This window comes from Nocardia sp. NPDC050175 (assembly GCF_044459885.1).
GTDB lineage: Bacteria > Actinomycetota > Actinomycetes > Mycobacteriales > Mycobacteriaceae > Nocardia.
This window is the reverse complement of sequence record NZ_JBITJI010000019.1, coordinates 71,888-94,764: the sequence shown is the minus strand read 5'-3', so window position 1 is coordinate 94,764 and position 22,877 is coordinate 71,888. Positions and strand designations below refer to the sequence as shown.

At 65.3% G+C, this 22,877-nt stretch carries 16 protein-coding genes and 2 tRNA genes; 8 read left to right on the top strand and 10 right to left on the bottom strand.

What is annotated here, in order from left to right; all coding sequences use genetic code 11:
• Nucleotides 1–12: 12 nt before the first annotated feature.
• Nucleotides 13–1,434 (bottom strand): N-6 DNA methylase, encoded by a 1,422-nt coding sequence (locus ACIBK2_RS41920; protein ID WP_396976247.1) that lies wholly within the window; start codon nt 1,432–1,434, stop codon nt 13–15.
• A 361-nt stretch (nt 1,435–1,795) separates the two neighbouring features.
• On the opposite strand from ACIBK2_RS41920, the gene ACIBK2_RS41915 reads away from it, so the two are divergent.
• Nucleotides 1,796–3,820, top strand: a complete 2,025-nt coding sequence (locus ACIBK2_RS41915) for a hypothetical protein (protein WP_396976111.1) — start codon at nt 1,796–1,798, stop codon at nt 3,818–3,820.
• Between the two features lie 239 nt (nt 3,821–4,059).
• On the opposite strand, the gene ACIBK2_RS41910 is transcribed toward ACIBK2_RS41915, so the two are convergent.
• The 7 genes from ACIBK2_RS41910 to recF all read right to left on the bottom strand — a co-directional run bounded on the left by ACIBK2_RS41910 (nt 4,060) and on the right by recF (nt 13,247).
• Nucleotides 4,060–4,135: transfer RNA gene (locus ACIBK2_RS41910), tRNA-Ala, on the bottom strand.
• 513 nt (nt 4,136–4,648) lie between these two features.
• A tRNA-Ile gene (locus tag ACIBK2_RS41905) sits at nt 4,649–4,722 on the bottom strand.
• 191 nt (nt 4,723–4,913) lie between these two features.
• Nucleotides 4,914–6,086, bottom strand: coding sequence for a DUF3566 domain-containing protein (locus tag ACIBK2_RS41900; RefSeq protein ID WP_357380125.1), 1,173 nt, complete (start codon nt 6,084–6,086; stop codon nt 4,914–4,916).
• Between the two features lie 42 nt (nt 6,087–6,128).
• On the bottom strand, nt 6,129–8,651 hold the full coding sequence (gene gyrA / locus ACIBK2_RS41895) for a DNA gyrase subunit A (RefSeq protein ID WP_396976108.1): 2,523 nt from the start codon (nt 8,649–8,651) through the stop codon (nt 6,129–6,131).
• A gap of 52 nt (nt 8,652–8,703) precedes the next feature.
• Nucleotides 8,704–10,758, bottom strand: coding sequence for a DNA topoisomerase (ATP-hydrolyzing) subunit B (gene gyrB, locus ACIBK2_RS41890; RefSeq protein WP_396976106.1), 2,055 nt, complete (start codon nt 10,756–10,758; stop codon nt 8,704–8,706).
• A gap of 594 nt (nt 10,759–11,352) precedes the next feature.
• Nucleotides 11,353–11,913: a DUF721 family protein gene (locus ACIBK2_RS41885; protein WP_396976245.1), complete on the bottom strand. Its 561-nt coding sequence runs from the start codon at nt 11,911–11,913 to the stop codon at nt 11,353–11,355.
• A 152-nt stretch (nt 11,914–12,065) separates the two neighbouring features.
• Complete coding sequence (recF, locus tag ACIBK2_RS41880) at nt 12,066–13,247, bottom strand: DNA replication/repair protein RecF (protein WP_396976104.1); 1,182 nt, start codon at nt 13,245–13,247, stop codon at nt 12,066–12,068.
• Here recF and ACIBK2_RS41875 point away from each other — a divergent pair.
• Nucleotides 13,240–13,503 carry a hypothetical protein gene (locus tag ACIBK2_RS41875; RefSeq protein WP_396976102.1) on the top strand — a complete coding sequence of 88 codons (264 nt, stop codon included), beginning with the start codon at nt 13,240–13,242 and terminating at the stop codon, nt 13,501–13,503. The two genes, recF and ACIBK2_RS41875, sit on opposite strands and share 8 nt — an antisense overlap.
• Here the strand turns inward: ACIBK2_RS41875 and dnaN are convergent.
• Nucleotides 13,470–14,645: a DNA polymerase III subunit beta gene (dnaN, locus tag ACIBK2_RS41870; RefSeq protein WP_357380130.1), complete on the bottom strand. Its 1,176-nt coding sequence runs from the start codon at nt 14,643–14,645 to the stop codon at nt 13,470–13,472. The two genes, ACIBK2_RS41875 and dnaN, sit on opposite strands and share 34 nt — an antisense overlap.
• A gap of 969 nt (nt 14,646–15,614) precedes the next feature.
• A complete protein-coding gene (dnaA, locus tag ACIBK2_RS41865) occupies nt 15,615–17,699 on the bottom strand; it encodes a chromosomal replication initiator protein DnaA (protein WP_396976099.1) in 2,085 nt (694 codons plus the stop codon).
• 666 nt (nt 17,700–18,365) lie between these two features.
• Here dnaA and rpmH point away from each other — a divergent pair.
• The 6 genes from rpmH to rsmG all read left to right on the top strand — a co-directional run bounded on the left by rpmH (nt 18,366) and on the right by rsmG (nt 22,039).
• On the top strand, nt 18,366–18,509 hold the full coding sequence (gene rpmH, locus ACIBK2_RS41860) for a 50S ribosomal protein L34 (RefSeq protein ID WP_005516618.1): 144 nt from the start codon (nt 18,366–18,368) through the stop codon (nt 18,507–18,509).
• 18 nt (nt 18,510–18,527) lie between these two features.
• Nucleotides 18,528–18,944 carry a ribonuclease P protein component gene (gene rnpA / locus ACIBK2_RS41855; RefSeq protein WP_396976097.1) on the top strand — a complete coding sequence of 139 codons (417 nt, stop codon included), beginning with the start codon at nt 18,528–18,530 and terminating at the stop codon, nt 18,942–18,944.
• Nucleotides 18,941–19,339: a membrane protein insertion efficiency factor YidD gene (yidD, locus tag ACIBK2_RS41850; protein WP_396976095.1), complete on the top strand. Its 399-nt coding sequence runs from the start codon at nt 18,941–18,943 to the stop codon at nt 19,337–19,339. Before rnpA ends, yidD begins: the two co-directional genes overlap by 4 nt.
• 4 nt (nt 19,340–19,343) lie before the next feature.
• Entirely contained in the window at nt 19,344–20,438 is a 1,095-nt protein-coding gene (yidC, locus tag ACIBK2_RS41845; protein WP_396976093.1) for a membrane protein insertase YidC, read from the top strand.
• A 105-nt stretch (nt 20,439–20,543) separates the two neighbouring features.
• Nucleotides 20,544–21,095 carry a protein jag gene (locus ACIBK2_RS41840; protein WP_379283167.1) on the top strand — a complete coding sequence of 184 codons (552 nt, stop codon included), beginning with the start codon at nt 20,544–20,546 and terminating at the stop codon, nt 21,093–21,095.
• A gap of 155 nt (nt 21,096–21,250) precedes the next feature.
• Nucleotides 21,251–22,039, top strand: coding sequence for a 16S rRNA (guanine(527)-N(7))-methyltransferase RsmG (gene rsmG / locus ACIBK2_RS41835; protein ID WP_396976090.1), 789 nt, complete (start codon nt 21,251–21,253; stop codon nt 22,037–22,039).
• Nucleotides 22,040–22,877 lie beyond the last annotated feature (838 nt).

Genomic DNA, 22,877 nt, shown 5'->3' with positions numbered 1-22,877 from the left:
TGGGTCCTGAACTCACATTTCACCTTCTGTAGGGTCGGTCTTGTCGATGTCGTTCTTCACCAGCACGTCGGGTGCCAGCGCCCCGGTGGTCAGACCGTGGATGGTCTGGTCGATCACCGTGACACTGACCTTCGCCAGCGCAGCCAGCGTGTTCCGCAGGTCGTGCAACTGCTGGAATGCCGTGCCGTATCGGCGTTGCTCGGCTATGGGCATTCGCGGAATTCGGCAGCGCCGTAAGTCGTCGCGGCTCAGCGCGCCCAGCGTATTGGCTACCGGCAGGGAGTTGGCGTCGGTTTCCAGGAATGTCGCGACGAAATGCGGGTCCAGGCGGGCTTGGTTCACCTCGATGACTTGCGCGATGCCTTTGTCGTCATCCGGCGTTCCGCTGGCCACTACCGGTGGGCGGCCCAGGGTCCGCAGCAGTACGTCGCCGGCGCGGGGTGTGGTGTCGCGAGCTAGGATCGTCAACGCTCCGACGCGTTCCAGTTCACCGAAGGTCACCTGGCTGTGCCGAGTGGGTGCTTCCGGGGCCGCGTAGCGCGGCATGCCTTTGCCTACCCGCGCATAGAGACCTTCCAACATGCTGGTGACCCGCGCGATGTCGGTCGCGCTCGCGTCGGAACGGACAACGACGTGCCGAGACGGAAGCAGGTTGGTGTCGCCGTCGAGCAGTTCCAGGCGCGGGACAGCTCGAAGCACGGTTGGATCGGCGTCGGCGAAAAGCCGCTGCCAGGACGCAAATTCGTTCGGCACGTCGGCGGCATCCGCCAGCCGTGACAAATCGATCATGCGGACGGGGGGCGCCGTGTCCGTGTTGTGAGGGCGCGTCAACACCCAGAGGTACGCCTTAGTACCGGGACGCGATCCCAGGCCCTTAGGCAGTGCGATCACTGAACTGAGCACTCCGGAACGGACCAGGGCCGCACGTATGTGTTGACCTGAGGAATGGATGTTGGTGCGCGGCGACACCGCGACCACCGCCACGCCGCGAGGACGCAGATGCGCGTAGCAGTGCTGCACCCACGCCAGTTCTCCATCGCGTGCCGACGGTGTGCCGAACTCCCAGCGTGGATCCGTCGCCAGCTCGTCCGCTGGCCACGGCGGGTCGTACGGCGGCTCGCACACCACGGCAGCGGCCACATTCCGGTAGCTAGCGAGCCTGTTGTCCAGAAACGAATCGCCGACCTGTATCTCGTACGACGTCCCATAAGGATTGTGGCGTAGCCGGAATGCGGCCATGGAGGTGGCCGTTTCGTTGATGTCCTGGCCGACGAGTCTCACGCGGTCGGCGAACCTGTCGGCAACGGCCGACAGTGCGGTCGCGTTGAAACACGCCGGGTCGAGAATCACCGGCAAGTCATCGGTATCGGCGTCGAGTTCCGGGTCATCCGGTCCTCGGTCGGCCGCAATCGAGCGAGGCAGTAGAGCCGCCATGACCTTCGCCAACAGCTGAGCCGGCGTTAAATCGGCTAGGCCGCGTTCCAACGTCAGCTGTTGAGCGGACGGAGGCTGGTCGAACTCTCCGTTTTTGTACTGAGTCCCTGTCGCAGTGCGCCCTGCGGTGGCCAGTTGATCCGCCTTGCCGGTCGCGGTTAGCCACGCTTCGACGTCGGCCTTGGCAAACGTCGGGCTGGCGTCGCTGCCACCGACTGGTTTCGGGAACTCCGGGTAGCGGCGTCGCCAATTCGATACCGCCGCTCGGCCGACGCCGGCCAGCCGAGCTATCGCCGCTGCTGTCATCTCGTCGCTCACGTCTTCGACGGTACAGAGAGGGAGGTGTCAAAGCAAGTATGTTGTGAACACTGTTGTCGATGTTCACAAAATGGTTTACAGTCGCCTGTGCACGCTGCCACGGCAGGTGCTGAGCAGCTTCGATACAACCAACGGCTCCGCCGTGACCAGGAGAGGAACCCCTATGGGCTCGATGAAGCCCCCAGCAGGTAGCGGTGTCCCAAACGATTCGCAGCAGTCGAATCACGGGCCTGCAACAGTGAATTGGGCTGCAGTACGCCCGCAGCTTTCGGCAACGGTGCTGCAGTGCATCTCGAAAGACACGACAGCTGCGTACTCGCAGCTCGTCGCATTCCTGACGAAGGATCGCAGTGGGCTCATCGTGAACCAGAACGGCTGGACGGCTGACGACGATCCCCCTGATGAGATCAGCATCGTCATGGCGAGACTGGGCGTCGGCACAGTGGACGGCTTCATCTGGCGTAAGAAGGGTGGACCAAGGTGGGCACCCGAGAGCGACCTCATCGATATCGATTCACACCTCACCATCACTTTGCTGAGCGGGCAGCTTGTAGCTGTGCAGACCAACGGCTCGGCCATCAAGGAGCGGCTCACCCGGTGGGTGCATCAGGATGGCAAGGAATGCTGGCGACTCATTCCGGTCGAGGTATCGATGAGCTGCCTCGCGGACGGATCGCTCAAGGGGATCAACATGCGGGGCACTCATCGGCGCCGGTCCACCAAGCCGGATAGCCAGAGCTTGGGCGGCATTCGATTGCAGGATTCGCTGGACCCCACTCGGGACTCCTCGTACGCATTGCGGTCGGGGCGAAGCAACCTGCCGGACGATCCCCAGCGCACGGCGCTACGCGGCACCATCGGCATGACGCCTCGCGACTCGTCGATCTGGTCTTGTGGCCCGACGCCCGACTTCTCGACTTTCATCACATCGGTGGCAGAGGCCCTCGTCTTTATCGAGAAGCATCTGGCGGAAACGGAACCGTTCCTCGGCGAACTGGCAATACTCGCTAGGGAGGTAGAGGATCCTGACGAGGTCCACGGAGCCTATGAGGTGTCCGTGCTCGCTCCTGAGGATCTGCCTCAGGAGCCCGTGCCGGACGACGATCTGCTGGCAGCGGCGGCGCTGTTGCAGCGCGCGGTATTCATGGCACCGGTCGCCGATCCCACTGGACCGGGATTCACGGTCGAGGTTGGCCTGGATGGAGCGACGGGTGGATCACTGTCCTTCCGTCCCGTCGCGGAAGGCAATGGGGTCCGGCTCCGCATAGGCGTCGTGGGTGCGGCCTCAGACATGACACGTGTTCGGCCGATCATCGAGGCGCTGCGCAATGGCGACCTGATGAATGTCTACTACCGTTCCGGGCACGCCTTGACCAACGGACAATTCCATCAGGAACACACGACGCCCTTTCCGTTCCGAAATTGGCGTTTCCACGACTTCACCGGCTATCTAATCGATCATGAAAAGCCGATTCCAACCGCATCGGATCAGGCCATCCACGATGCCATCGGTGTTCCAGGCGACCAGTCCTTGTTCTCCTGGGTGGTCCACCATTACTCCGATGGCTGGCTTGTCTGTGACGACGGCGCCGAGGAAGTCGCTGACTTCGTGCACCTCGCCAAGGACGGAACCCTCACACTGATCCATGTCAAAGGCGCCAACAGTCGCGGGCCACGGCGGCACGTCTCGGCCACGGCCTACGAGCAAGTGACCAGCCAAGCCATCAAGAACATGCCCTTCACCAACCTCGAAAAGCTCAGCGCACGTCTGATGAAGCCGCGGGTGTCCAGGCCCGCATGCTGGACGGACGGCAAGCGAGTACTCGATCGCTCCGAGTTCCTCGCCATGCTGTCGATTTGCGACGACACCTGCCGAAAAGAGGTCGTCATCGTGCAACCTCATGTCTCGGAAGCTACCTGCCGACGAGTGCACGCCGAATCGGCGGACAACCAACCAGCAGGCGATGACGTCTGGCGTCTACGCCGCCTTGACAGCCTGCTCAACGCAGCGCAAACTGCGGTCGTCGGCCGGTGCGACAACCTGATCGTTATCGGCAGCCAGACTTGAAGATCGTTTCCTGGCGGTGTGTCGCCTGCCAGGCTCAAGGTGGATGAGGTGGAACCGCGCCCCAGGGCATGCAGGCTCACCGAGGCCACGCTAATGCTCTGTTTCCATAAGACGGTAGATAATGGGTTCAGAGTTTCCCTCGATCCGGGTTGGTGGTGTGGTGCCCAAGCTGTTGTCCCGCTCGTCGAGACTGCTTGCGGTACCGGCACCGGAGGATTCGACTCGTGCAATGACCGATTTGGTGGAGCCTAGGGGAATCGAACCCCTAACCCCTGCCTTGCAAAGGCAGTGCTCTGCCAATTGAGCTAAGGCCCCGACACCGTTGTTAGCGGCGACGGTGTCCGCAGACGCCGGGGAAACCGTACCCTCCCGCATCCATACGGTCAAAATCCAGCGGACGCTCACACCACAGCCGACCGAAGCTCGTTACAGGCGAACACCTTCCACACTGAGTCACCTTCGAGGTTCAACTCTGTCGGATTGTCGCGTTGGCAGCTAAGCGGATGGCCGAGTACGCCTGAAGGATCCACCGGAACCAAGCTGTTAGCCAGCTGATCGCAAGGCTGAAGTCGAGGGGGTAGGAGGATCCTGACGCTCCGAACTACGTGAAGAAATACCAGGTCAGGGATCTTTGCGCCGGAAATCAACTCGACGGAAGGGGGCGGAGGACTGCAGAAGTGATGACGGCGTCAACAAAAGTGCAGCTCACAGAGTTCTACACCAAGTTGCAAAGTCCGAAAACGAAACCCTCGTCATCACTAAATTCGGGCGAAATGGGCGTGCTTTGCAGAAAAAATGCCCTGACCAGCAGAGTTAACTAGAAATTTGTGGGCCTAGGAGGACTTGAACCTCCGACCTCTTCGTTATCAGCGAAGCGCTCTAACCGCCTGAGCTATAGGCCCGTATGACTCTTGTGTTCTTCCACCTGAGCCGAGGCTAGAGATTACCCGACCTTTCGCACTACCTCCAAAACGGCTGGTAGCAGGGGTGCCACGGGGGCTCGCGCCGGTTCATCGCGGACTGTCCTGAATACCGAAAACGGCCGGTGCCGTCCCTTGGCGAGGGACGACGCCGGCCGTTGGGTGTTCGAGTTCTAGTCGGGGTCGGCGAGGGTCACCTGGATGCCACCGACGAGATCGCAGCACTGGTTGTAGATGAACGTGCCGACGGTGCCGAGCGCGGTGAACAGCACCACGTTGATCAGCCCGATGACGCCCGCGTAGCCGAAGACGGTGCCGGCGTCGATGAGCCCGACCGACCCGCTGTCCTGGGACACCATGTCGGTGAAGGTGTTGTTCAACCGTTCCCACACGCCCATGCCCTCGAGCACGATGTAGAGCAGGCCGACGGCGAGCATCCAGACGAAGAACATGGCGACGCTGATGACGAGCGAGATCTTCAGCGTCGACCACGGGTCGATCCGGCGGATCTGCACGGTGGCCCGCAGCGGCTCGCCGGTGGCGACGGCCGCGGCGACCGCGACCGGCACCGCGGGCGAGATGGGTGTCTGCGGGCCGGTGTGCTCGGCCGACGGCGGCAGCGGATGCCGGATCTCGGAGAGGTCCGGCATGTCCTTGATCAGCTCGGGCCTGGCGATGCTGCGGGTCGGTCCGTCGATGCCGACGGACTTCACCATGGCGGCTTCCTTGCGGGCCGCCTTGGCCGCGAGGTCGGCGGTGGTGCGCGCGTTGGTCACGCCACCGCCGAGGCCACCACCGCCACCACCCTGGGCGCCTGAGCCGCTCGGGCGTCCGGTGACCGGGGCCTGACCGGGCCGGTACAGGTTGGACTGTGGTTCCCGCTGCGGCAGTTGTGCCCAGCCGTCCTGGAACGGCGATTGGCCACCACCGTTGCCACCGGACTGATCCCCCGACTCGGGTGCGCCGGGCTCTGAGTTGTTCATGCGGACAGTCTGATCGAACGGATCTTGCCCGGTGTGACCGGGAGCCTGCTCCGACCCCTTCGGCTGGCCCGCGAAATCGCCTTGCTTGTCTTGCATTTCGCGTTGCTGCCCGCCCTGCTGGCCACCACCGGACTGCGCACCACCCGGCTGGCCACCATGCTGCTGGCCGGGCGCGGACTGCGCACCACCCGATTGGCCACCGTTCGGCTGGCCGCCACCTGGCTGCCCGCCGCCCTGCTGGCCGTTATCGGCCGACGAGCCCGGCCGCGGGATGGGCCGCGGCGGAATCGGGGACGGTGCGATCCGCTCGGTCACACCGTTCGTCTGGTGCCGCTCGTCATTCGGCTGATTCGGAGTGGTCAATGGGAATCCTTAGATCCGTTCGTTGCCGCCGCTGTTGGGTTACTACTCAGAGGAACCGGTGTCGCTGTCTTCACCGGCGAGCAGGTCGGGATCGGGCTCGTCGGCATTACGCGCGATAGCAAGCAACGTATCGCCCTCGCCGAGGTTCATCAATCGCACGCCCTTGGTCTGTCGTCCAGCCTTGCGAACCTGCTTCGCCACCGTCCGGATGACACCACCACCGGATGTGATCGCATACAACTCATCCTCGTCCTCGACGATGAGCGCACCGACAAGGGTGCCACGCTTGGGGTCGTACTGGACGGTCAATACGCCTTTACCGCCCCGGCCCTGTGCCGTGTACTCCTCGATCGCAGTCCGCTTAGCGTAACCGCCCGCGGTGGCCACCAGCAGATATGTATCCGGGCGCACAACGTTCAGCGACAAGAGTTCATCGGAGGCGTTGAATCGCATGCCCTGCACGCCGGAGGTGGCGCGACCCATCGGACGCAGCGCCTCGTCGGTCGCGGAGAACCGGATCGACTGGCCCAGCGCCGAGACCAGCAGCAGGTCGTCCTCGGACGAGCACAGCACGGCGCCGACCAATTCGTCCTCGTCGCGCAGGTTCACCGCGACGATGCCGCCGGTGCGGTTGGAGTCGAAATCGGTCAGCTTCGACTTCTTCACGAGGCCATTCTTGGTGGCGAGCACCAGGTATGGGGAGTCTTCGTAGGATTTCAGCTGAATGATCTGGGCGATCTTCTCGTCCGGCTGGAAGGCGAGCAGGTTGGCCACGTGCTGACCGCGGGCAGTGCGGCTGGCCTCGGGCAGCTCGTAGGCCTTGGCGCGGTAGACCCGGCCCTTGTTCGTGAAGAACAGCAGCCAGTCGTGCGTGGACGAGATGAAGAAGTGCTTGACCAGGTCGTCCTGCTTGAGCCCGGCGCCCTGCACACCCTTGCCGCCGCGCTTCTGGCTGCGGTAGAGGTCGGTCTTGGTGCGCTTGGCGTAGCCGGTCTCGGTGATGGTGACGACCACGTCTTCGCGGGCGATCAGGTCCTCGTCGGCCACGTCGCCGTCGGCGGCGATGATCCGGGTGCGCCGGTCGTCGCCGTACTTCTCGACGATCTCGGCCAGCTCGTCGCGCACGATGGCACGCTGACGTTCCGGCTTTTCGAGGATGTCCTTCAAGTCGGCGATTTCGAGCTCGATCTTGGCCAACTCGTCGACGATCTTCTGCCGCTCCAACGCCGAGAGGCGACGCAGCTGCATGTCGAGGATCGCGGTCGCCTGGATCTCGTCGATGTCGAGCATCTGCATCAGGCCGGTGCGCGCGGTGTCGGTGTTGGCCGAACGCCGGATCAACGAGATGACCTCGTCGAGCGCGTCGAGCGCCTTGACCAGGCCGCGCAGGATGTGGGCCCGCTCCTCGGCCTTGCGCAACAGGTACTTGGTGCGCCGGATGATGACGTCCAACTGGTGCTTGACGTAGTGCCGGATCATCTGGTCGAGCCGCAGGGTGCGCGGCACGCCGTCGACGATCGAGAGCATGTTGCAGCCGAAGCTGGTCTGCAGCTGGGTGTGCTTGTACAGGTTGTTCAGCACGACCTTGGCGACGGCGTCCCGCTTGACGGTGACGACGATCCGCATGCCCGCGCGGTCCGAGGACTCGTCGTGGATGTCGGAGATGCCGGCGATCTTGCCGTCGCGCACCTGCTCGGCGATCGCGTTGATGAAGTTGTCGGTGTTGACCTGGTAGGGCAGCTCGGTGATGACCAGGGTGGTGCGGCCCTTGTTGTCTTCCTCGATCTCGACCACACCGCGCATCCGCACCGAGCCGCGGCCGGTGGAGTAGGCGTCGAGGATGCCCTGACCGCCGACGATGAGGCCGTAGGTCGGGAAGTCCGGACCCTTGACCCGCTCGATACAGGCCGCGAGGGTCGACTCTTCGTCGGCGTCGTAGTTGTCCAGCGCCCAGTAGATCGCCTCGGCCAGCTCGCGCAGGTTGTGCGGCGGAATGTTGGTCGCCATGCCGACCGCGATGCCGTTGCTGCCGTTCATCAGCAGCGCGGGCACCCGGCTCGGCAGCACGGTCGGTTCCTGCGAGCGACCGTCGTAGTTCGGCACGAAATCGACCGTCTCGTGGTCGATCTCGCGCAGCATCTCCATCGCGAGCGGCGTGAGCCTGCACTCGGTGTATCGCATGGCGGCCGCGCCGTCGTTGCCGCGGGAACCGAAGTTGCCCTGGCCGTCGACCAGCGGATAACGCAGCGACCACGGCTGCGCCATGCGCACGAGGGTGTCGTAGATCGAGCTGTCGCCGTGCGGGTGGTAGTTACCCATGGTCTCGGCGACCGGGCGCGCGGACTTCACATAGCCGCGGTCGGGCCGATACCCGTTGTCGTACATGGCATACAGCACGCGCCGGTGCACCGGCTTGAGGCCGTCGCGCACCTCGGGCAGCGCGCGGCCGACGATCACGCTCATCGCGTAATCGATGTAGCTGTTCTGCATTTCCTGCTGGATGTCGACCGGGTCGATCCGGTCGCCGCCGGTGCCTCCGTACGGAGGCAGCGTCGTGTCGGTCATGAAGTCTCCTTAGCGGGCGGTGCGGTTGCGGTGACGTGGCACGCGCACCGGCTTATACGTCGAGGAAGCGAACGTCCTTGGCATTACGGGTGATAAAGCTGCGGCGGGCCTCTACGTCCTCGCCCATCAGCACGCTGAACAACTCGTCGGCCGCGGCCGCGTCGTCCAGGGTGACCAGCTTGAGCACGCGCACCGAGGGGTCCATCGTGGTCTCCCACAGTTCTTTGGCGTTCATCTCGCCGAGACCTTTGTAGCGCTGGACGCCGTCTTCCTTGTTGATCTTCTTGCCTGCCGCCGCACCGGCTTCGAGCAGGCCGTCGCGCTCGCGGTCGGAGTAGGCGAACTCCGGATCGCTGCGCTGCCACTTGAGCTTGTACAGCGGCGGCTGCGCGAGATACACGTGGCCCTGTTCGACCAGCGGGCGCATGAACCGGAACAGCAGCGTCAACAGCAGCGTCGCGATGTGCTGGCCGTCGACGTCGGCGTCGGCCATCAGCACGATCTTGTGATAGCGCAGCTTGGCGATATCGAACTCGTCGTGGATGCCGGTGCCGAACGCGGTGATGATCGACTGGACTTCGTTGTTCTTGAGCACGCGGTCGATGCGCGCCTTCTCGACGTTGATGATCTTTCCGCGCAGCGGCAGGATCGCCTGGTACATCGAGTCGCGGCCGGACTTCGCCGAGCCACCGGCGGAGTCGCCCTCCACGATGTAAATCTCGGACTTGCTCGGGTCCTTGGACCGGCAGTCGGCCAGCTTGCCGGGCAGGCCGCCGAGGTCGGTCGCGCTCTTGCGGCGCACCAACTCCCTGGCCTTACGGGCGGCGACCCGCGCCTGCGCCGAGGAGACCGCCTTGTTCACGATGGTCTTCGCGTCGGCCGGGTTGGCCTCGAACCAGTGCGAGAGGTGCTCGTTGCACGCCTTCTGCACGAACGACTTGACCTCGGTGTTGCCGAGCTTGGTCTTGGTCTGGCCCTCGAACTGCGGCTCGGAGACCTTCACGCTGACGATGGCGGCCAGGCCCTCGCGGATGTCCTCACCGGTGAGGTTCGCATCTTTTTCTTTGAGGAGCTTCTTGTCCTTGGCGTACTTGTTGACCACGGTGGTCAGCGCCGCGCGGAAGCCCTCTTCGTGGGTGCCGCCCTCGTGGGTGTTGATGGTGTTGGCGAAGGTGTGCACCGACTCGGAGTAGCCGGAGTTCCACTGCATGGCGACCTCGAGCTCGTGGCCGGTGCCCTTGCCGGTGAAGCCGACGACCGAGTTGTGGATCGGCTGCTTGGTCCGGTTGATGTGACGGACGAAGTCCTCCAGGCCACCCGGGTAGTGGTAGGTGCGCTTCTTCACCTTGTGCTCGACCGGCGCGGCGACGTTTTCGGCCTCCGCGTGCTTCGGCGCGTCGGCGGTCTCGCTGACCACGTCGTCGGTGATCTCGGCGTCGGTGACGCGCTCGTCGGTGAGGGTGATGGTGAGTCCCTTGTTCAGGAACGCCATCTCCTGCAGCCGCCGGGCCACCGTCTCGAAGTTGTAGGTGGTGGTCTCGAAGATGTTCGGGTCGGCCCAGAAGCGGATCGTGGTGCCGGTCTTCTTGGACGGGTCACCCTGCAGCAGCTTGCCGGGGACCGAATCCTTGTATGTCTGAGACCAGTGGAAGCCGTCGCGGTCGATCTCCGCCTCGAGCTGGGAGGACAGCGCGTTCACCACGGAGATGCCGACGCCGTGCAGACCGCCGGACACCGCGTAGGAGTCGGAGTCGAATTTGCCGCCCGCGTGCAGCTGGGTCATGACCACTTCGATGGTCGGGACGCCCTGCGCGTGCATGGCCACCGGAATACCTCGGCCGTCGTCGACCACCTCGACGCCACCGTCGGCGAGCAGGGTGACCTCGACCTTGGACGCGTACCCGGCCATCGCCTCGTCGACGGAGTTGTCGACGACCTCCCAGATCAGGTGGTGCAGGCCACGCTCACCGGTGGAACCGATGTACATGCCGGGACGCTTGCGGACCGCCTCGAGTCCCTCGAGGACCGTGATGGACGAGGCGCCGTAATCCGCCTTGCCCGAGGTAGCGTTGGTCGAGCCCGATGCGTTGGAGTCGTTGGCAGCCACTGGTCGGTAGCTCTCCTTACTTGCTGATCCTCCTGGCGAGGCACTGCACAGCACGCGTTGGTCCCTGGCCATGACTGCTCGAGAAATACAGGGCCACGCGCGCTGTACGGGACGCACCGAAGGTGATCGCCGCTAGTTACGTCACCATCCTACTGGTACACCCAACCTACAGTGCACCTACGACACCCCTGACAGCTCCGTGAATGCGAGAAATCGGATTGTCGCGAGTCTGTTCCGCCCTTCGGGACTTTAGCCCGCCTCTGGGAGGATTCGGGCGGTGCGGACCGAGGGGCCGTCCGGGCGGCAGGCGGCCACCGGGCGGTATGCCGGTATTTCGGGGCTGCCGGGCGTAGCCGACAAGTTACCAAGAGCGCCTGCGAGATCATGTGCGATGTCCGCTCTCGACGACGGATCGGTCGGTGAACAGGGCGGGAGATCAAATCTCAGGGATGCGGCGGTGTCGCGAGAGACTCGGCCATCGTCGAGAGCAGACCACCGAGCCGCTGCCGGAAAGGTTCAGCTACTACTGCTCGGCCGAAATCGGTTGGCACAGCGAGCGATACCGATGCGCGGTTTCACGTGGAACGCGTCGGCTTACCCGTAGGTATCGCGCGGTCCGCGGCCTCTGACGTGACGTTCGCCCTTGCGCCAGCTGGGTGCCGCCGGGCCGGTGATCTTCAGCGAGGTCACCACACCGGGTCCGACCGCGGCGTTGATCTTCGCCAGGATCTGGCTCTGCAGCATCCGTAATTGGGTTGCCCACGCGGTGGATTCGGCCGCGATGCTCAGCACGTTGTCCTTCAGGGTCAACGGGGTGGCATGCGAGGCGATGTCCTCGCCGACGACGCCGGCCCAGCGACCGAACACCATTCCCTCGGCGACCTTGGTGGACCAGCCGCGATTCTTGGCGAGCGAGCCGGTCAGCTTGCCGAACAGTTGAGGATCACGCGGATCCGGCCCGGCACCCGACCAACCGCTGCGGCGACGAGCGCCGGTGCGCAACTTGCGCTGCGGGGAGGATCGCCCCTGTCCGACGGACTTGCCACTTGCCTTGGCCGCCGCACGGGCTTCTTCGAGCGCCCGCCTGGCCAGATCGACACCGCGCAACTCCGGCTCTTGTCCTGCCGGTTCGGCGCCTTTTTGATCGGTCACCAGGCTCCTCTCGTAGTGCGCGGCCAGACGGTCACTCTACGACAGGGCACCGACAAAACAGCCGCCTCGGGCGACGTGATGGACGCATCAGTTCTCCACAGGACCTGTTGATAACCATGCTTTTCTGTGCATACGTCATAGTGCGAATGCGAATGTCACGGGGCCGGCGTGGCGGGCTCGGCGATCCGCGAGGTCCGGCCGTCCGGTCCGCCGCTGGTTTCCACCCGCAGCGGAACGGCGGCGAGCTCGGCGGGCACGTCCTCCGGGACCGCCGCGGTGATCAACACCTGTTCGGCACCCGCCGCGACGGCGGCGAGGGCGGTGCGACGGCGACGGTCGAGTTCGGCGAAGACGTCGTCGAGCAGCAGCACGGGTTCGGATCCGGTGGCACGCAGCAACTCGAACGCGGCCAGACGCAGCGCGAGCGCGAACGACCAGGATTCGCCGTGACTGGCGAACCCCTTGGCCGGTGCCTCGCCGAGGTTCAGCTCGAGCTCGTCGCGGTGCGGGCCGACCAGGCAGACGCCGCGCTCCAACTCCTTCGGGCGGGCCGCGGCGAGCTCGCGCAACATGATCGCCTCCAGCGCCTCGGTGTCGTCCGGCTGGGGTTCCCTTGCGGGATCCAGGAATCCGGGCGGCAGGGTCGAGCTGCGGTAAGCGATTGCGGCGGGACGCGATTCGGGAGCGATCGACGAATAGGCCTGGGCGAGATACGGGTACAGGTCGTGCACCAGGCGCAGTCGGTAGGTCAGCAGCACCGAGGCGTGCGTGGCCAGGTGACCGTCCCACACATCGAGGGTGCCCAGGTCCGCCTTCGATCTCGATTGCCGCCCAGCGGATTTCAACAAGGCCGAGCGCTGGCGCAGCACCCGGTCGTAGTCGCTGCGGACGGCGGCGAGCCTGGGTAGCCGGGCTGTGCACAACTCGTCCATGAAACGCCGACGCTCGCCAGGGTCGCCGCGCACCAGCGCGAGATCTTCAGGGGCGAACAGCACCGTCTGCAGGATGCCGAGGATCTCCCGTGGTCGCCGGGCCGGCGAGCGATTGATCTGCGCGCGGTTGGCGGTGCCCTGGTTCAGCTCGATGTCTATGCGCAGTTCGCGGCCGCTGTTGACGACGGACGCACCGATCCGCGCCTTGTCGGCGCCGAGCCTGATCATCGGCGCGTCGGCCGCGACCCGATGCGAGCCGAGAGTGGCCAGGTAGCCGATCGCCTCGAGCAGGTTCGTCTTGCCGTTGCCGTTCGAGCCGAGGAAAACCGTTCGGCCTGGGGATAATTCGAGTTCCGCGTGATCCCAGGAGCGGAAGTCACGCAGCGACAGTGTTCTGATGAACATCCGCTACCTGGCCCCTACCTGCGCGAGTTCCGCCATCCCGAGTTGTGCACAACACCTCGATGCGGGCGCCGAAACCGTTGGCACCCAACCACAGTGTGTGGATGAGCTGTGCATGAATGCTGCTGAGCTCGACCGCCCGGCCGCCGAATCCCGCAGCGTCGCTATCGGTTTCGCGGCGACCGAGGCGATGGTCGAACTCGGCTCGCGGTCGTGCACAGTTGCTCAGCCCGGCAGCCGGACCGGCATCAGCAGGTAGGTGTACGGGCTGTCCAGGGCCGCGAACGCACCCGACTCGAGCACCTTCGGCTCGTCGTCGACGGCAGGCAGCAGCACCGCGGGACGGCTCGGCGTGGTGAACCCGAAGGTGACCCGGTCGGCGTGCAGCGCGGACAGGCCGTCGATCAGGTAGCCGGGGTTGAACGCGATGGTCAGCGATTCGCCGCGGAAGTCGGCCTCCAGCCACTCCTCGGCCCGACCGGCGTCGTCACCGCCCGCGGACAGCAGCAGACCCTCGGTGGAGAACTCCAGCCGCACCTGGGCGCCGCGCTCGGCGACCAGCGCGACGCGCTTGATGGCCTCGGTCAGCACCGACACCTGCAGGGTGGCGATCGAGGTGTGTTCCTTCGGCAGCAGCTGCCGGAACTTGGGGAATTCGGCATCGAGCAGGCGCGTGGTGGTCCTGCGGCCCGCGTTCACGATGCCGAGCAGGCCGTCCGAGCCCGCACCGGTACCGAGCGAAAGCTGCACGGGCGCATCGGAAGCGCCGAGCGTCTTGGCCGCCTCGGACAGCGTCCTGGCCGGGATGAGCACCGAGGTCTCGATGGCGGCGTCGGCGGGCGACCACTCGATGTGGCGGACCGCGAGCCGGAATCGGTCGGTGGCCGCGAGCACCACCTTCGAGCCTTCGATCTCGACCCGGATGCCGGTGAGCATCGGCAGCGTGTCATCGCGGCCCGCCGCGACGGCGACCTGGCCGACCGCATTGGCGAACACATCGACGCTGAGCTCGCCGGTCTGCTGCGGCACCTCGGGCAGCTGGGGATAGTCCTCGACCGGCATGGTCGGCAGCGAGAACTTCGCACTGCCACAAGCGATCAGCACGCGGGTGCCGTCCACGGACACGTCCACCGGCTTGTTCGACAGCGACTTGGTGATGTCGGCGAGCAGCCTGCCGGAGACGAGAACCTCGCCGGGACCGGCGACCTCGGCGGCGACGCGCATCTGCGCGGAGACCTCGTAGTCGAAGCCGGAGACGGTCAGCCCGCCCTCGTCGGCGACGAGCAACACGCCACCGAGTACCGGGACCGGCGGCCGGGACGGGAGGCTACGCGCCACCCAGGCAACGGATTCCGCGAAGTCCTCTCGGGCGACCCGAAACTTCATGCTTGCAAGCTCCATCGCCCGATCTGTCCTCTCCCAGTTCCGTGAGCTGTTATGCGGTGGCCGGACATTCGTCCTCCAAGCCTGTCGGCTCGTTCAACGTTGATTCGCGCAGGATGTGGATCAGCCGCCATGGAAAGTGTGGCACAGGCGACCGACACCAAACCGTACCCGCGACATGAGCTGTGGCCTAGCCCGACCCTCCGGCGGTTCGTGATGGCCCGATGTTCGTGATGCCGGTGAGTGCGCGGCAGGTGTGTGGATCGTGGCGTCGCGAGTGGACGGGTCTCGTGAATCGCATCGATGAGGCATCGGTGTGCTGAGCCATCGGTTGATCGATGTCGAGCACTGAGGAGACCGACGACCGAAGTGTCGATCGCGGATCTGCTCCGGCTCGCTTCCTTGCCTGTGGACGAGAGCGGCTCCAGTCGTGACCCTCTCCGACCCGACTTTCCACACACCTGTTTTAAAGAAGGTTCTTCTAGGAGAAGAACTGAAGTAGTAGTAGGCACTGTGGAATCTGTGCACTGAGGCCGAATCCGCAGGTCAGCGAGCGTGGTGCCGTGGGGATGACCGCGGGGTGTCTCGAGGATGAACGAGGGGCGTCTGTGGAGTTCCGAAGTTGTCCCACATTCATCCTCGAGTGCTCCTCGAGTTGTTCCACCGAATTCACCCGGTTGTTCACACGTGTGTACCGATGCGTGGACAACTCGAGGAATCCTCGAGGACTCCACATGGACTCCTCGAGGATTCCCCAACCCCTTGACCGACTGCGGTGCTGGTCACCGCCTGTGCGCAAGATCGGCTGGGGAAGCTGGGGATAAGACCCTGTTAGCGGACGCCGCACAGTTCATCCCCATGCCTGTTAGCCATCCGGTGCACAACTCGCTGTTTACTCGAGGACTCCACAAGGATTCCTCGAGGAATCCACAGGCCACAAAAAAGCACCGCCCCAGGTCAGGGGCGGTGCGGGGGTGTTAGTGAAACTCAGCGCGAGCGTTGCTTGATTCGGGCTGTTAGTTCTTGCACCTGGTCGTACACCCGGCGTCGCTCGGTCATCTCCTTGCGGATCTTTTTCTCCGCGTACATCACCGTGGTGTGGTCCCGGCCGAACGCCTGGCCGATCTTCGGCAGCGACAGATCGGTCAGCTCACGGCACAGATACATGGCGATCTGCCTGGCCTGCGCCAACGGCCGCGCCTTGCCCGGCCCGGTCAGCTCCTCGAGCGTGGTGTTGAAGTACTCGGCGGTGACGGCCATGATCGTCGCCGCGTTGATCTCCAGCGCCGCGGTATCGGGCATCAGGTCGCGCAGCACCACCTCGGCCAGCGGCAGATCCAGCGGCTGACCGTTCAGCGACGCGAACGCGGTCACCCGGATCAGCGCGCCTTCCAGCTCGCGGATATTGCGTTCCACCCTGGTGGCGATCAGTTCCATCACGTCGTGCGGCACGTCGAGACGGTCCATCCGCGCCTTCTTGCGCAGGATCGCGATGCGCGTCTCCAGCTCGGGCGGCTGCACGTCGGTGATCAGACCCCACTCGAACCTGGTCCGCAGCCGTTCCTCCAGCGTGGCCAGCTGTTTGGGCGGGCGGTCGGAGGAGACGACGATCTGCTTGTTGGCGTTGTGCAGGGTGTTGAAGGTATGGAAGAACTCCTCCTGGATGCCTTCCTTGCCCTCGATGAACTGGATGTCGTCCACCAGCAGGATGTCGGTCTCGCGGTAGCGGCGCTTGAACGCCACCTTCCGGTCGTCACGCAGGCTGTTGATGAAGTCGTTGGTGAACTCTTCGGTCGAGACGTACTTCACTCGCATGCCAGGGAACAGCCGCTGGGCGTAGTGGCCGGCCGCGTGTAGTAGGTGCGTCTTGCCCAAACCTGAAGCACCCCAGACAAATAGGGGGTTATAGGCGCGGGCCGGTGCTTCCGCGATGGCGACCGCGGCGGCGTGGGCGAACCGGTTGGACGCGCCGATGACGAACGTCTCGAAGGTGTACTTCGCGTTCAGGCTGGCCGAGGAACTCGACGGCGCGGCGCTCTCCTGCGACTTGGTGAAGTAGGTCGGCCAGGAATTGCGGGCGTTGACCACGGGTTCGTCGTCGCGATCGGCGCGCGGGTTCTCCGATTCCCGGACGGACCTGTCGGATTCCCGGACCGGCTCGTGCGCGGCCGCCATGCCTTGATCGTCGGATTCCGCGGCCTCGCGCACCGGCGCACGGACCGGACCGCGCATGGCCGCGGGGCCGGGTTCGGGTGTGAACAGGGACTCCTGGCCAGGCGGGATGGATTCCCGGCGTGGGGGCAGGCCCTGTTCGCGGCGTTGCGCGGGGGTGGGTTCGTGCCTCGGGGCGGACTGCATCTCGGCCGGGGCCGGGTATTCGTCGCGGCCCTGATATTCGTCGCGGGCGTAGTCCTGGCGGTCGTACTCGCCCGCGGCGGCGTAATCCGGTGCGTACTCGTTGTCGGAGTAGTCGGATCCGCCGTTGTAGCTGGGGGCCGGGGCGTAGTCGTTGGACTGGGCGTAGCGCGGTTGCTGGTATTCGTCGCGGCCTTGGTACTCGCCGGAATAACCGCCCTGGCCGCGTCCGTTGTCGCGCGGGTCATTGTCTCGGGGTCCGTTGTCTCGGGGTCCGTTGTCTCGGGGTCCGTTGTCTCGGGGTCCGTTGTCTCGAGGTCCGTTGTCGCGGGGGCCGTTGTCTCGAGGTCCGCTGTTCCTCGGGCGTTCCGGCATGCTGGTCATCCGGGCATGCCTGGGGTTGTTGCTGGTCCGCTCGTTGTTCGGGGCGGTCGGCGCGGCGATGCGCACGCCGAGTCCCTCCACCTGGGGACCGAGGCGCCGGGCCAGTGACCGCAGGATCGGCTCGCGCAGATCGCGTTCGATGGCCTCCTGAGCCAACGAGGAAGGCACCGAGAGCAGGGCGAATCCCTGCGCCACCGTCAGCGGCTTGACCAGTTTCAGCCACGCCTGCTGCGCTCTGGTCACCGGCGGAATGGCACCGTCCGGTGAGCCGGTGGTCAGCTCGGCAACTACCTCGGGCCACACCGTGGCCAACACGTTCTGCTCGTCGTCCATGCAGTTTCCTCCCCGGAAGTAGGTCGATAGGAGCAGACGGCCGGGGCACGCGGGGACAACATGTGGTGACGACCATGCTCGGGTCGGTACCGTGATCCTGCGTACGTCCGTAACCGGTTCGGACGCTGCCCGGATCCCCATTCCGGGCGGCGGCGTGGCACCGTCGGCCCTACGAATATGCCACTCCAGGGGTCTTTCCACACAATTATCCACAGATGTGGAGAACCCTGGGGAGTTGTGAAATGCGGCTGCGCGGCCCGTCGATAACGCTCTGACCTGCGGCTGTGTAGCAACCCTCCGGCAAAGCAGGTTGCCGATCCGCTCGGGCGTGGCTAGGGGTGTGGACGAACTCACGCTGATGTCCACAGGGTCTGACCGTGATATGCACAGCTTCGGGATGGGCCGAACGGGTTGATGCTGGTCGGGCGTTCGGGGCAGGCCGGGTGGGGCGAGTTTGACCCGCTCCGAGGCGATCAGTACCCTCGTACAGTCACCCTTTGGTGCGGTGGCGGTCTTGTGCTGACCGCGTGTAGGTCGTTATCGACCGACTGTGCGCCAAGACCGACGCGCCGATGATGACCAGACCTGTGATTCATCGCGAATACCTGTTTCACCGAAAAAGCTTCGGGCACTAACTGGTGCCCACTGACTCGAGGAGTGTTGACCGTGGCCAAGGGCAAGCGGACGTTCCAGCCGAACAACCGTCGTCGGGCGCGCGTCCACGGCTTCCGTCTCCGGATGCGCACCCGTGCGGGTCGCGCCATCGTTTCGGCGCGTCGCCGCAAGGGCCGCGCCGAACTCACTGCCTGATCCTCCGCGGACGCTCGGGTGTTGCCTGAGCCGTATCGGTTGCATCATCGTGCCGACTTCTCCCGGACGGTGCGCCGCGGCCAGCGAATCGGGAGGCGCGATCTAGTCGTACACGTGCTCACACACGGGTATGACGGAGTCGTGGACGTGAATGGACGACATGGTGATCCAGCCGACGCGCTGGTCCGCGTAGGCGGGCCACGCTTCGGGCTGATCGTCAGCAAGGCGGTGGGCAACGCGGTGATCAGACACCGTGTGGCCCGCCGCCTGCGTCATATGTGCCTCCAGATAGTCCCTGAGTTGCCCGCCGACGCCGACATCGTGATCCGCGCCCTGCCCGGCGCCGCGGCCGCCTCCTCGGAGGACCTGCTGCGCCAGCTGCGCGGCGCGATACGCAAGCTCGGTGTCGGCGCGGCAACCGTCGGATCGCCATGAGCCGCACCGCGAAGATCGGCCGGCTACCGGCGAATGCACTGATCTTTCTGATCGAGTTGTATCGGACCTACGTCTCCCCCACCCGCATGCCGGTGTGCCGTTTCACCCCGACCTGCAGCGAGTACGCGGTCACCGCTTTGCGGACGCGCGGGCTGTTCATAGGCCTCGGATTGGCAGCCGTGCGTCTGGCCAAATGTGCGCCCTGGCACCCTGGTGGGTGGGACCCCGTTCCGGAGCGGAAGCGAAGCACCGTTCGCACCGCGCCCGGGACCGTGGCAGCCACCGATCCGGTGCCGCAGGAAGCCAACCTGCAGGCCGACCCGGTGTCGGAGCCGAACGCTTGGAAAGGATCACCGCGCGCGGTGATCGGCGATACGAACGACGGGAGTGCATAGAGCCGTGCTCGACTTCATTTATTATCCGGTGTCCTGGATCTTGTGGTTCTGGCATCGGGCGTTCTCGTTGGTGCCCGGTCTCGGTAAAGACAGCGGCATCGCCTGGGCACTCGCCGTCGTGTTCCTGGTGTTCACGTTGCGGGTGCTGCTCTACAAGCCGTTCGTGAAGCAGGTGCGCACCACCAAGCAGATGCAGGAGCTGCAGCCCCAGATCAAGGAGCTGCAGAAGAAGTACAAGAACGATCGCCAGAAGATGGCGACCGAGATGCAGAAGCTGCAGAAGGATCACGGCTTCAACCCGCTGATGGGCTGCCTGCCGATCCTCGCCCAGGTGCCGGTGTTCCTCGGTCTGTTCCATGTGCTGCGCTCGTTCAACCGGACCGGTCACGGTTTCGGCCAGCTGGCGATGTCGATCGACCAGAACGCGAACACACCGAACTACGTGTTCAACGCTGCCGACGTCCAGTCCTTCCTGAGCGCCCGTATCTTCGGTGCGCCGATCTCGGCCTTCATTACCATCCCGGACACCGAGCTGCGCGCCTTCGCCATCGACGGCCTCGGGCTGCCGAACAAGGTCAGCATCGCCGTCGTCGCCATCCCGTTGATGATCATCGCCGGTCTGGCGACCCACTTCAACGCGCGCGCCTCGGTCGCCAGGCAGACGCCGGAGGCGGCCGCCAACCCGCAGGCCGCGATGATGAACAAGCTTGCGCTGTGGGTCTTCCCGCTCGGTGTGCTCGTCGGTGGTCCGTTCCTGCCGATCGCCATCCTCCTGTACTGGGTCTCCAATAACATTTGGACCTACGGGCAGCAGCATCTCGTCTTCGGTCGCATGGAGCGCGAAGCGGAAGAAAAGAAACAGGCCAAGCTGGAGCAGCGCGCGCAGAATGCGCCGAAACCCGGTGCCAAGCCGGTCAATACGCGGAAGAGGCCGATAGCCGATGCGGTCGAAGACGCTGTTGATGCGGTGGACGCCGTCGTCGACGCGGCGCCCTCGACCAACGGGACCGCCAAGAAGGCCACCGGGCAGCGTCGGCCGGGTGGCCAGAAGCGACCGGGCGGCAACCGAGGCAGGGCGAACCAAAAGCGCCGCCGCTGATCGCATTTCGGTGGTCGGCCGGCCACCACGCTGAGCAACCCCTTGATCGCGCACCGTCCGGCGGCGAGCGCACGGCGAGCGCGATGACCAGATGAAGGAAATCAAATGACAGTTGAGACCGACGGAGGGGACGCCACAGTGGCGACGACGATGGTGAACGCCGGAACGGACGCCGACGATGTCGTGAACGATGCCGAGGAAGCCCTGATCGAAGAGGGCGAGATCGCGGGCGACTACCTCGAGCAGCTGCTCGACGTGCTCGACTTCGACGGCGACATCGATCTCGACGTCGAGGGCGACCGCGCCATCGTCAGCATCGACGGCGGCCGGGATCTGTCAAAGCTGGTGGGGCGCAACGGCGAAACGCTCGACGCACTACAGGAGTTGACTCGGCTGGCGGTGCAGCAGGCCACCGGTGTGCGCAGCAGGCTGATGCTCGACGTGGCCGGCTGGCGCGCGAAGCGCCGGGAAGACCTCAGCGCGCTCGGTACCGCTGCCGCGCAGCGGGTGCTGGAGTCGGGTGCGCCGGAGTCGCTGTCCCCCATGACGCCGTTCGAGCGCAAGATCGTGCACGACGCGGTGTCGGTCATCGACGGTGTCGCCAGCGAGAGCGAGGGCGTCGAGCCGAATCGGCATGTTGTGGTTGTTCCGTCCTGAGCGAAAGCCAGACACGTTAGGGCCCGGCGTATTTCGTCACCCTGACGGGTAATGGTTGGATAGGGCCTCTGGTCTTCGGATCGGGGGCCTTGTTCATGTCCGGCACCTGATTGCCCGCGCGTCGCCGGTCCCCTGATCGACCTGAGTCCGGAAGGATGTTTCACGTGGAACGAGATCTCGGTGAAACCACCGCGTTGCCCGCCGAGCTGGCACCGCCGGCGTCGGCCGCGGTGGTGTTCGGCGACCGACTCGATCTCGCCCGCCGATACTGTGCGGCGCTCGCCACCGCCGGTGTCGAGCGCGGACTGATCGGCCCGCGCGAGGTCCCCCGCCTCTGGGATCGCCACATCCTCAACTGCGCGGTGATCGGCGAACTGATCGCCGAAGGCGCCTCCGTCGTCGACATCGGCAGCGGCGCCGGACTCCCCGGCATCCCCCTCGCGATCGCCCGCCCAGACCTCCGCATCACCCTGGTCGAACCGCTCCTGCGCCGCACCATCTTCCTGAGCGAGTTCATCGAAGCGGCCGGACTCGACGTCACCGTCGTGCGCGGCCGAGCCGAACAATCCGGCGTTCTGAAGGAAGCAGGCGGCGCCGACGTAGTCACCTCCCGCGCGGTAGCCCCGCTCGGCAAGCTCGCCCAGTGGTCCCTCCCCCTCCTACGCGACCACGGCCGGATGCTCGCACTCAAAGGTGTCAGCGCCGCCGAGGAACTCGCCCGCGACGGCGAGGCACTGGAACGCGCGGGCGCCGGCAACGCGACGGTCGTCGAATGCGGAGCCGGAATCGTCTCCACCCCCACGCTGATCATCAGCGCCGAGCGCCTCCCCCGCGCCGAGCGAGCGCCGCGACGGCGGAGTGAGCAGGCGACCGCACGCCGGGAGGCGAAGGCGGCGAAGCGTGCTGGTGCGGATGCGCCGGATCGGGTTCGGAAGTCGAAGTAGGGCGGCACGATTGCTCGCGGCGAGGGGGCGGGTGCAGCGCACTGCGGGTGACTCAGCTTGAATCCGCCGGATCTCGCTGCGGCCGTGGACAGTGAGTGTTCGCGACTGCCTCTCCAGTGCGCATCGCAGCGGCTTCGCGGTGAAGTGCCACTGCAGACGATCGAACCATCCTGCGGTTCCGGAATGACCGTCCTGGCTGGGTCCTCGTCGACCTACGTCCGATGCTCGCGCGACACCCGTTCGCCCGACGCGCGTCAGAGCCGGGTCGGGGTCGTGGACTTGAACGGCACTGAGGCACCTCGGGGATCTCTCCGATTCGACCCCGGAGCGGAGTGCGCAGCCAGATGCGTCAGTGCGGATGAGCGACAAGTCGCATCCGAACTTCCCCGTCGGCGGACGAGATGGGTCGCATCGGAACGAGAGCGAGCGCGGGCAGATTGGAAGCCTGTGATGGTCGAACGGACGGTGACGATCGCTCTCGGGCGGGGCAAGTCGCTCGGGTGGTTTTCATATGAAACGCAGACCTTCGATGCCGCCCGAGGGGACTGTCCCAGCACCCTCTGGCGTAAGAGTCACGTGACGGAATGAGTTGGTGAAGGGTTGCCTGCGGTGGCAGGCAGTCTCGGAACCCATGTGTGAAGTTCTCCCCTCCTGCACACGGATCGCAAAGATCTGTCGGCACGATTGAGTCGCACGAGCCGTTGCCGGGAACGCGGGCACCTCGCTAGCTTTTCGTCGCCGGGTCGCCGGGTCGCCGGGTCGCCGGGTCGCCGGGTCGCCGGGTCGCCGGGTCGCCGGGTCGCCGGGTCGCCGGGTCGCCGGGTCGCCGGGTCGCCGG